The following is a 9,167-nucleotide window of genomic DNA, read 5'->3' as shown; positions in this document are numbered from 1 at the left end:
GCGGGGGCCGGATTTGAACCGACGACCTTCGGGTTATGAGCCCGACGAGCTACCAGGCTGCTCCACCCCGCGTCCGTGGATGCGCACTATACTCCGCTGAGCTTTTGTTGCAACCCTTTTTTCATATAAATCGCTAATTTCTCATGAATTGCGCAAATACACCGCAGATAGCGCGATTTTTAAACGAATTTACATAATGAGATCGCGATCGCATTTCATTACTTCGGACGGTTTGTTATCTTCACCGGGCACTTTCGATTACGCAGAAGACGAGACACCATGAAAGGACGTTGGGCAAAATATGTGGCGACAGGCGTAATGCTGGCAATGCTGGCTGCCTGTTCATCAAAACCGACCGATCGCGGTCAGCAATATAAGGACGGGAAATTTACCCAGCCCTTCTCCCTGGTAAACCAGCCGGACGCGGTGGGCGCGCCGATTAATGCTGGTGACTTTGCCGAGCAGGTCGACCAGATCCGTTCCGCGTCGCCACGTTTATACACCAATCAAAGCAACGTCTATAACGCTGTCCAGAACTGGTTACGTTCCGGAGGCGATACGCGCACTATGCGCCAGTTTGGTATCGATGCCTGGCAGATGGAAGGCACCGACAACTACGGTAACGTCCAGTTCACGGGCTACTATACGCCCGTCGTTCAGGCTCGCCATACGCGGCAGGGCGCGTTCCAGTACCCTATCTATAGTATGCCGCCAAAACGCGGACGCTTACCGTCCCGCGCTCAGATCTACGCAGGCGCGCTGAGCGATAAGTACATCCTGGCCTGGAGTAATTCGCTGATGGATAACTTTATTATGGATGTCCAGGGCAGCGGTTATATTGATTTCGGTGATGGTAGTCCGCTGAACTTCTTTAGTTATGCTGGTAAAAACGGCTGGCCTTATCGCAGTATTGGTAAAGTACTTATCGATCGCGGTGAAGTGAAAAAAGAAGATATGTCGATGCAGGCTATACGCGAATGGGGAGAGAAGCACAGCGAAGCGGAAGTGCGTGAATTACTGGAGCAGAACCCGTCGTTCGTCTTCTTTAAGCCGCAATCTTTTGCGCCGGTCAAAGGCGCCAGCGCCGTACCGCTGATTGGGCGAGCATCCGTCGCTTCCGACCGCAGCATCATTCCGCCTGGCACGACCTTGTTGGCGGAAGTACCGTTGCTGGATAACAACGGTAAATTTAGCGGTCAGTATGAGCTACGTTTGATGGTCGCGCTGGATGTCGGCGGAGCGATTAAAGGCCAGCACTTTGATATTTACCAGGGGATTGGCCCGGATGCCGGGCATCGTGCCGGATGGTATAATCACTATGGTCGCGTCTGGGTGTTAAAAAGCGCGCCGGGCGCCGGTAACGTGTTTAGCGGCTGATTGTGGTATTCTGCGACAACCGGATTGCCCGATAACGCGATCGCTATCGGGCCTGAAAATAGTGAGCAGGGGTGAGGAATAACCTCACCTTTTTTTATTCTGAGGTCATATGTCAGTGGTGATAAGTGATGCCTGGCGCCAACGCTTTGGCGGCACCGCGCGTCTGTACGGTGAAAAAGCGCTGCAGCGGTTTGCTGAGGCGCATATCTGCGTCGTGGGAATCGGCGGGGTGGGATCATGGGCGGCAGAGGCGCTGGCGCGTACGGGCATCGGCGCGATTACGCTGATTGATATGGACGATGTCTGCGTGACCAATACGAACCGCCAGATCCATGCGTTGCGTGATAACGTTGGGTTGGCGAAAGCGGAAGTGATGGCCGAACGGATTCGTCAAATTAACCCGGAGTGCCGGGTAACGGTTATCGATGATTTCATCACGCCGGATAATGTGGCGGGTTATATGAACGCGGGTTTTACCTATGTCATTGACGCCATTGACAGCGTTCGTCCAAAAGCCGCGCTGATTGCGTACTGTCGCCGATATAAGGTTCCTTTAGTGACCACTGGCGGCGCAGGCGGGCAGATCGATCCGACGCAAATCCAGGTCGCTGATTTGGCGAAAACCATCCAGGATCCGCTGGCGGCAAAACTGCGTGAGAGATTGAAACATAATTTTGGCGTAGTGAAGAACAGTAAAGGTAAGCTGGGCGTGGACTGCGTTTTTTCCACTGAAGCGCTGGTTTACCCACAGGCGGACGGTTCCGTATGCGCGATGAAAGCTACCGCAGAAGGGCCAAAACGGATGGATTGCGCCTCTGGCTTCGGCGCGGCGACGATGGTGACGGCAACGTTCGGTTTTGTCGCCGTTTCCCATGCGCTGAAGAAGATCATGGCTAAAGCGGCGCGACAAGAATAAAAGGACGGGGTGGAGTGTCACGCAGACGCGTATCCGGCCCTGCGCTCTTTGTTAGCGAAAGAAGCGCTGTACCCTGCCGAACACCGGTTTCAGACGGGCGCGGAGATAATGGGAATATAAATTTTCAGATATGCATAGAAACAACCCGAACCATACTGCACAAAAGCAGAGCAGTTCCGCGTAATTAATGTGCTCGCCAAATATCATAATGGCAAGTAAGAACTGTAAAGACGGCTCTATATATTGCGCCAGTCCGGTGACAATCAACGAGGTATGATTTAACGCGATGGCAAATAATACCAGTGGAATGATTGTCACTGGCGCCGTCATAACATACAAAAAGAAAGGAGTATTAGCGGATATAATTGGTCCAGTGTCGCTAAAGAGAAAAATTAATAGTGAGACAGGCAATGCCCATAATGTTTCAATCGTTATCGATGTCATCACATCATAATGTATAAACTTTCGCGCCAGACCATATAGCGCAAATGATAATCCCATGGTTAGCGCCAGCGCCGGGAAATGCCGTAGCATGATAATTTGAAAAGTCAGGCCACAGACACCAGAAAAAACGGCGATGGCCTGAAACAACGACAGTTTTTCTTTAAGAAAAATGCATCCCAGCGCAATAACAAATAGCGGGTTGATAAAATAGCCGAGGCTGGCATCAAGTACCAGATGATGGGTTAGCGCATAAATAAAAGATGACCATGAGACAATCATCAAAAGTCCGGCGATCATGCAGAAGAAAAAAGATTTTTTATCTTTCCAGGCATCATGAAATCGCGTTCGCTGCCGAAATAACAATCTTACTGCCAGTAATAATGGAATTGACCAGAACACCCGGTATATCAATATTTGTGCGAGATTTCCCCCTGATAAATATTGATAATATAAAGGTGTTAACCCCCATAATATAAATGCCAGTACCACAAACATGGTACCGCTACGCAGATATTTTTCCACTTATCCATATCCTGTTATAACTTCACCCGATGCGTATGAATTTTCCAGTTCTCCTGCTACGCTACATCGAGTGGCTTTATTTACTCTAAAATCTTCACGCCGTTTTAACATGGATTCTAACATTGTAATTTCATTGTGATAGCTGATAAAAATCAAAAGAATGTTTATCAGGGAAATCTGACGCCGAAACTAATAAAGTGACTGGATTATTTTATCTGCATCGCCTGACCGCCGCGGACGGCGCTGTCAGGCGACAGAATATTTACGCTATTTCAACCCTTATGCGTTGCGGCAACAATCGCTTCGCTCAGCGCGTTCAGCCCCTGACTGCGTGAGGCGCTAAGCTGGGCGCGTAAACCCAGCTCATCAAACAGCGCCAGCGGTGAACGAGCCTGTAATTCGGCGGCGTTTTTTCCTTCCACCGCGGTGAGCAATACCGCCAGCAGGCCGCGGACAATCCGCCCCTCACTGTCGCCGAAAAAGTGCATCGTTCCGTTATCTGATCGGGTAAAGCCCAGCCAGACGCGGTTCTCGCAGCCGGCTATCTCTTTCGCCTGCGCTTTGCATTCATCCGGCAGAGCGGGGAGCTGTTTTCCTAACAGAATCAACTGACGATATTTATCCTCCCACTGGGTCAGTGGGAGAAAGATAGCGCGTAACGTCTCTTCCGTTACCGTTGTGCCGAACGGGTGTCCGGTATAAAGAGGGTTTGTCATTAATCCACCAGCAGTTCCAGCGCGCGGTCAACGGCGTTAACCAACGCATCCACATCATGTTGGGTATTATACGGCGCAAAAGAGGCGCGCAGAGTCCCTGTGACGCCAAGTTCCGCCAGCAATGGCTGGGCGCAATGTTGCCCAGCCCGGAGCGCAATACCGTATTCCGCCAGTAGTGTCACCATATCGCCGTGGTGCACGCCGACAAAATCAAAGGCCAGCAGGCTGGAGTCCTGGCTGCGGAACGAACGAAAGCCCGGGCGTTTCGCCAGTGCGTCTTCCGCCAGCGTCGCCAGCCCCCGGCTCCAGTTTTCGGCCTGTTCAATATCGATATCGGACAGCCATTCCAGCGCAGCGCTCAGGCCGATGACCCCGGCGACGTTCGGCGTCCCCGCTTCCAGCTTCCAGGGAGCGCTTTGAGTGGTGAAGCCTTCAAAGCTAACGTCACGGATCATCTTGCCGCCGCCGAGCCAGGGCGACATCGCCTCAAGAAGCTCCGGCTTACCGTACAGCACGCCGATACCGGTCGGGCCATACAGTTTGTGAGCGGAAAAAGCATAAAAATCGATATCAAGCTGCTGGACATCCGCCGGGAAGTGTACCGCGCCTTGCGCGCCATCTACCATCACTACCATTCCCGCTGCGTGAGCGGCGCTGATAGCGCTTGTGAGATCCGGACAGCCGCCCGTTACGTTCGACATTTGCCCCAGCGCCAGAATCCGGCTGCGCGACGTGATCAGTTCCGGCAGACGCTCAACATCAGGAAGACGCCGGTCATTAAGCGGCAGTTTTATGACCTGCGCGCCGGTTTGTTGCGCCACCATCAGCCAGGGCACAAGGTTGGCGTGATGCTCGGCGACGCTAACGATAATTTCATCGCCGGGGCGCAGACGAGGACGGGCGTAACACTGCGCCACCATGTTGATCGCTTCGGTGGTGCCGCGTGTCCAGACGATACTTTTTTCATCGGGCGCGTTTAACAGTCGCGCCGCTTTTGCTCTGGCCGCTTCATATTGCGCCGTCAGGCGCTGCGCCTGCGCAAACTGGCTACGATGAACGTTACCGGCGCTCAAACAATAAAACTGGTGCGTGGCGTCAATGACTGCCTGTGGCTTTAATGCCGTGGCGGCGCTATCGAGATAAACACCCGCATCGGCTAGCGCGGGAAACTGCGCGCGAAACTGCGTGGGATTAAAAGCGTTCATGATATTCCTCGGTTCAGTTTACCGATCGTGGCGTAAAAGCGCGGCTGATACAAGGTTTGTCCTAACCATCGGAATCGTCTGTATATCCTGGCGAATTATGTAAAGGAGGTTATGCTGAATAATGTTAGGCGAATGTTTAAGCCTGTTACGGAGTCCGCTTTAAATAGCACAAACAGCTTTAAGGAGAAGAAGATGAAAAAGACTGCCGCAATTATCTCTGCATGTATGCTGACTTTTGCCCTGAGCGCCTGTTCCGGTCCTAATTACGTTATGCACACCAATGATGGACGTAGCATTGTGACCGACGGTAAACCCCAGACCGATAACGATACCGGTATGATTTCGTATAAAGACGCTAATGGCAACAAACAGCAGATCAATCGTACTGACGTGAAAGAGATGGTGGCTCTGGAAAACTAACCGTTTGTTATACAAAAAAAAGCACCGCAATATGGCGGTGCTACATTAATCACTATGGACAGACAGGGTAAATGTACAGGAAGTGAAAAAGGGTAGTCTCGCTACCGTGGTCTGAATCGCAGACCAATTGCAAACACAACAACACAACATCACAACCGTAAGCCAAAAGCCCATCAGAACACGCATTCCGATAAAACTTTTCGTTCCGGCTCAGGAAGTGCCGCCACTATAGGTATTTGCTGGTAGAACCTCAACGGACAATTTATAATGTCTCAGATTAAAAAAACTAATAGGTTACATATTGTTACCTATTTGTTAAATTCATTCGACATTAAGTCCAGAGGCCATGTCAAAACGATTACCTCCTTTAAATGCGTTACGCGTTTTTGATGCTGCCGCGCGCCATTTGAGCTTTACGCGAGCAGCGGAAGAACTTTTTGTGACGCAGGCCGCAGTAAGCCACCAAATTAAGTCACTTGAGGATTTTTTGGGGCTAAAACTGTTCCGCCGCCGCAATCGTTCGCTGCTGCTGACGGAAGAAGGCCAAAGCTATTTTCTCGACATTAAAGAGATATTTTCCCAGCTCACGGAAGCAACGCGTAAGCTCCAGGCGCGCAGTGCCAAAGGGGCGCTGACGGTGAGTTTACCGCCCAGTTTTGCCATCCAGTGGCTGGTGCCCAGACTCTCCAGCTTTAACTCAGCTTATCCGGGAATTGACGTTCGGATACAAGCCGTTGACCGTCAGGAAGATAAACTGGCAGACGATGTCGATGTCGCGATTTTTTATGGCCGGGGAAACTGGCCGGGCTTGCGCGTCGAAAAATTATACGCAGAATATTTACTGCCCGTCTGTTCTCCTTTATTGCTCACAGGCGAAAAACCGTTAAAAACGCCGGAAGATCTGGCGAAACACACGTTATTGCACGATGCTTCCCGGCGTGACTGGCAGGCCTATACTCGTCAGTTAGGGCTCAACCATATTAACGTTCAGCAAGGGCCGATATTTAGCCACAGCGCGATGGTGTTACAGGCCGCTATTCACGGACAGGGGATCGCGCTGGCGAATAATGTTATGGCGCAGTCGGAAATTGAAGCCGGGCGACTGGTGTGTCCATTTAACGATGTTCTGGTGAGTAAGAATGCTTTTTATCTGGTTTGTCATGACAGCCAGGCAGAACTGGGTAAAATAGCCGCCTTCCGTCAGTGGATTTTGGCGAAGGCGGCGACGGAGCAAGAAAAATTCCGTTTTCGTTACGAACAATAATTAACTTAGGGTATGACCATGACCAGCCGTTTTATGCTGATTGTCGCCGCTATCAGCGGTTTTATTTACGTTGCTCTGGGCGCGTTCGGGGCGCATGTTTTGAGTAAAACCCTGGGCGTGGTTGAAATGGGCTGGATTCAGACCGGCCTGCAATATCAGGCGTTCCATACGCTGGCGATCTTTGGCCTGGCGGTGGCGATGCAGCGCCGTATCAGCATCTGGTTTTACTGGAGCAGCGTTTTTCTGGCGCTGGGCACGGTGCTGTTTAGCGGCAGTCTGTACTGCCTTGCGCTTTCGCATCTGCGCTTGTGGGCGTATATCACGCCTGTCGGCGGCGTCAGTTTCCTGGTGGGCTGGGCGCTATTACTGATTGGCGCCATTCGTATGAAACGTAAGGGCGCGAGCCATGAATAAAGTTGTATTGCTCTGCCGTCCGGGGTTTGAAAAAGAGTGCGCTGCAGAAATTACCGATAAGGCGGGAAAACGGGAAATATTTGGTTTTGCACGCGTAAAAGAGAACGCAGGCTATGTCATTTATGAATGCTATCAGCCGGAAGATGGCGAAAAGCTGATTTCAGAACTGCCGTTCAGTTCGTTGATTTTCGCCCGCCAGTGGTTTGTGGTGGGTGAACTGCTGCAACATTTACCGCCGGAAGACAGAATTACGCCGATTGTCGGCATGTTGCAGGGCGTAGTGGAAAAGGGCGGCGAGCTGCGGGTTGAAGTCGCCGACACCAATGAAAGTAAAGAACTGATGAAGTTCTGCCGCAAATTTACGGTGCCGCTGCGCGCGGCTTTGCGTGATGCGGGCGTATTGACGAATTATGAAACGCCGAAGCGTCCGGTCGTTCATGTCTTTTTTATCGCGCCAGGATGCTGCTATACCGGTTATTCGTTCGCGCATAACAATTCACCGTTTTATATGGGCATCCCGCGTTTGAAGTTTCCGTCTGATGCGCCGAGCCGCTCAACGCTGAAACTGGAAGAGGCGCTCCACGTTTTCATCCCGGAAGATGAGTGGGATGAACGTCTGGCGAACGGCATGTATGCGGTGGATTTGGGCGCCTGTCCCGGCGGATGGACGTACCAGTTAGTGAAGCGCAATATGTGGGTCTACTCCGTAGATAACGGCCCGATGGCGCAAAGCCTGATGGACACCGGACAGGTGACCTGGTTGCGTGAGGATGGCTTCAGGTACCGTCCGAACCGGAATAATATTTCATGGATGGTCTGCGATATGGTGGAGAAGCCGGCCAAAGTCACCGCGTTAATGGCGCAGTGGCTGGTGAACGGCTGGTGTCGGGAGACGATTTTTAACCTTAAACTGCCGATGAAAAAACGCTATGAAGAGGTGTCGCATAACCTGGCGTATCTTCAGGCGCAGTTGGATGAGCATGGCGTTAATGCGCAGATCCAGGCGCGTCAGCTTTATCACGATCGCGAAGAAGTGACGGTACACGTGCGTCGGTTGTGGGCGGCTGTTGGCGGACGTCGCGACGAGCGGTAAAAACGCGCTGCCGTCATCCGGCGCGTCATCAGCGCCGGATGGCGCACGCTTATCCGGCCTATGACTGCGGCGCATCTGAAACAATATGCGTCACGTCATCCAGATGGCCGATGCGCGCCTCTCCTGAACGATTAAATTTACTTTTATCAATCAATAATAAAGACTGCGAGGCGCGCCTGAGCAGGATAGATTTAAAATCGGCGTTGATCGCATTGGAGTCCCACAGATCGCCGCCGCCGTCGATCCCCTCGCAGGAAAAGATGAACAGATCGATATCAAGCGATTTTAGCTGTGAGATAAGCGACGGATTAACGTAACAGCCATATTTACGTTCAAGCTGGCCGCCGGAACTTATCAGCGCAATGCGTTCGCGTTTTCCCAGCTCCTGACAGATAGGATGGCTATTGGTAAAAACCTGAATGGGAATATCCGGCAACTGGCGGGCCAGATACCAGCAGGTTGAACTGGCATCCAGCGCAATCGTCATTCCTTCTTCTATCCACGCTAACGCTTCACGGGCAATATCGGCTTTATGCGCATAATGGCTTTTCAGGCGGATATGGAATGGATCGCCGCTGTCCTGATTTTCACGATGAATATATTTAGCTCGTCCGTGATTACGCAGCACTTTTCCCTGCGTCTGTAGTTCACTGAGATCGCGGCGGATGGTCTCTTTACTGACGTTAAGCCGGGTGGCCAGCGCTTCGGTGGTCAGACTTTTATGATTGATCAGCAGATCGACTATCGCTTGTTGGCGTGCCGCTTTCATTTTTCTCACCCCATCATTCGATGAACG

Annotated in this window: 10 protein-coding genes; 6 read left to right on the top strand and 4 right to left on the bottom strand. The window is 51.7% G+C overall.

The features are described 5' to 3' along the window. Nucleotides 1-279 precede the first annotated feature (279 nt). Together mltA and tcdA are read left to right on the top strand one after the other, a co-directional pair. Nucleotides 280-1,377 (top strand): murein transglycosylase A, encoded by a 1,098-nt coding sequence (mltA, locus tag NA624_RS14600; RefSeq protein WP_000678621.1) that lies wholly within the window; start codon nucleotides 280-282, stop codon nucleotides 1,375-1,377. A 109-nt stretch (nucleotides 1,378-1,486) separates the two neighbouring features. Beyond that, the gene (gene tcdA, locus NA624_RS14595) at nucleotides 1,487-2,293 is read left to right on the top strand and encodes a tRNA cyclic N6-threonylcarbamoyladenosine(37) synthase TcdA (RefSeq protein WP_000117748.1); all 807 of its coding nucleotides are present in this window, start codon (nucleotides 1,487-1,489) and stop codon (nucleotides 2,291-2,293) included. A gap of 51 nt (nucleotides 2,294-2,344) precedes the next feature. Here tcdA and rarD read toward each other — a convergent pair whose 3' ends face one another. From rarD to csdA, 3 genes are all read right to left on the bottom strand, one after another. Next, nucleotides 2,345-3,232, bottom strand: a complete 888-nt coding sequence (gene rarD, locus NA624_RS14590) for an EamA family transporter RarD (protein ID WP_014343890.1) — start codon at nucleotides 3,230-3,232, stop codon at nucleotides 2,345-2,347. A 299-nt stretch (nucleotides 3,233-3,531) separates the two neighbouring features. Then, nucleotides 3,532-3,975 (bottom strand): cysteine desulfurase sulfur acceptor subunit CsdE, encoded by a 444-nt coding sequence (gene csdE / locus NA624_RS14585; protein ID WP_000184198.1) that lies wholly within the window; start codon nucleotides 3,973-3,975, stop codon nucleotides 3,532-3,534. After that, nucleotides 3,975-5,180 (bottom strand): cysteine desulfurase CsdA, encoded by a 1,206-nt coding sequence (gene csdA / locus NA624_RS14580; RefSeq protein WP_000991060.1) that lies wholly within the window; start codon nucleotides 5,178-5,180, stop codon nucleotides 3,975-3,977. Before csdA ends, csdE begins: the two co-directional genes overlap by 1 nt. A 192-nt stretch (nucleotides 5,181-5,372) precedes the next feature. Between csdA and NA624_RS14575 the strand changes: the two genes are divergently transcribed. From NA624_RS14575 to rlmM, 4 genes are all read left to right on the top strand, one after another. Next, nucleotides 5,373-5,600 carry a YgdI/YgdR family lipoprotein gene (locus NA624_RS14575; RefSeq protein WP_000750393.1) on the top strand — a complete coding sequence of 76 codons (228 nt, stop codon included), beginning with the start codon at nucleotides 5,373-5,375 and terminating at the stop codon, nucleotides 5,598-5,600. 346 nt (nucleotides 5,601-5,946) lie between these two features. Further along, nucleotides 5,947-6,864: a glycine cleavage system transcriptional regulator GcvA gene (gene gcvA, locus NA624_RS14570; protein WP_000044409.1), complete on the top strand. Its 918-nt coding sequence runs from the start codon at nucleotides 5,947-5,949 to the stop codon at nucleotides 6,862-6,864. Between the two features lie 18 nt (nucleotides 6,865-6,882). After that, nucleotides 6,883-7,278, top strand: coding sequence for a DUF423 domain-containing protein (locus NA624_RS14565; protein ID WP_000203913.1), 396 nt, complete (start codon nucleotides 6,883-6,885; stop codon nucleotides 7,276-7,278). After that, nucleotides 7,271-8,371, top strand: a complete 1,101-nt coding sequence (gene rlmM, locus NA624_RS14560; RefSeq protein WP_001045494.1) for a 23S rRNA (cytidine(2498)-2'-O)-methyltransferase RlmM — start codon at nucleotides 7,271-7,273, stop codon at nucleotides 8,369-8,371. The genes NA624_RS14565 and rlmM overlap by 8 nt, the downstream gene beginning before the upstream one ends. A 58-nt stretch (nucleotides 8,372-8,429) precedes the next feature. On the opposite strand, the gene fucR is transcribed toward rlmM, so the two are convergent. Then, complete coding sequence (fucR, locus tag NA624_RS14555; RefSeq protein ID WP_000642330.1) at nucleotides 8,430-9,140, bottom strand: L-fucose operon activator; 711 nt, start codon at nucleotides 9,138-9,140, stop codon at nucleotides 8,430-8,432. Between the last annotated feature and the right edge of the window lie 27 nt (nucleotides 9,141-9,167).

Source organism: Salmonella sp. NW38 (assembly GCF_051807745.1).
Taxonomy (GTDB): domain Bacteria; phylum Pseudomonadota; class Gammaproteobacteria; order Enterobacterales; family Enterobacteriaceae; genus Salmonella; species Salmonella enterica.
The sequence above is the reverse complement of the archived record's forward strand: the minus strand, read 5'-3'. Positions and strand labels throughout refer to the sequence as shown.

Bases quoted from the DNA above. Each gene is read 5' to 3' on its own strand.
- mltA (WP_000678621.1), top strand. From the start codon at position 280: ATGAAAGGACGTTGGGCAAAATATGTGGCGACAGGCGTAATGCTGGCA.
- tcdA (WP_000117748.1), top strand. From the start codon at position 1,487: ATGTCAGTGGTGATAAGTGATGCCTGGCGCCAACGCTTTGGCGGCACC.
- rarD (WP_014343890.1), bottom strand. From the start codon at position 3,232: ATGTTTGTGGTACTGGCATTTATATTATGGGGGTTAACACCTTTATAT.
- csdE (WP_000184198.1), bottom strand. From the start codon at position 3,975: ATGACAAACCCTCTTTATACCGGACACCCGTTCGGCACAACGGTAACG.
- csdA (WP_000991060.1), bottom strand. From the start codon at position 5,180: ATGAACGCTTTTAATCCCACGCAGTTTCGCGCGCAGTTTCCCGCGCTA.
- NA624_RS14575 (WP_000750393.1), top strand. From the start codon at position 5,373: ATGAAAAAGACTGCCGCAATTATCTCTGCATGTATGCTGACTTTTGCC.
- gcvA (WP_000044409.1), top strand. From the start codon at position 5,947: ATGTCAAAACGATTACCTCCTTTAAATGCGTTACGCGTTTTTGATGCT.
- NA624_RS14565 (WP_000203913.1), top strand. From the start codon at position 6,883: ATGACCAGCCGTTTTATGCTGATTGTCGCCGCTATCAGCGGTTTTATT.
- rlmM (WP_001045494.1), top strand. From the start codon at position 7,271: ATGAATAAAGTTGTATTGCTCTGCCGTCCGGGGTTTGAAAAAGAGTGC.
- fucR (WP_000642330.1), bottom strand. From the start codon at position 9,140: ATGAAAGCGGCACGCCAACAAGCGATAGTCGATCTGCTGATCAATCAT.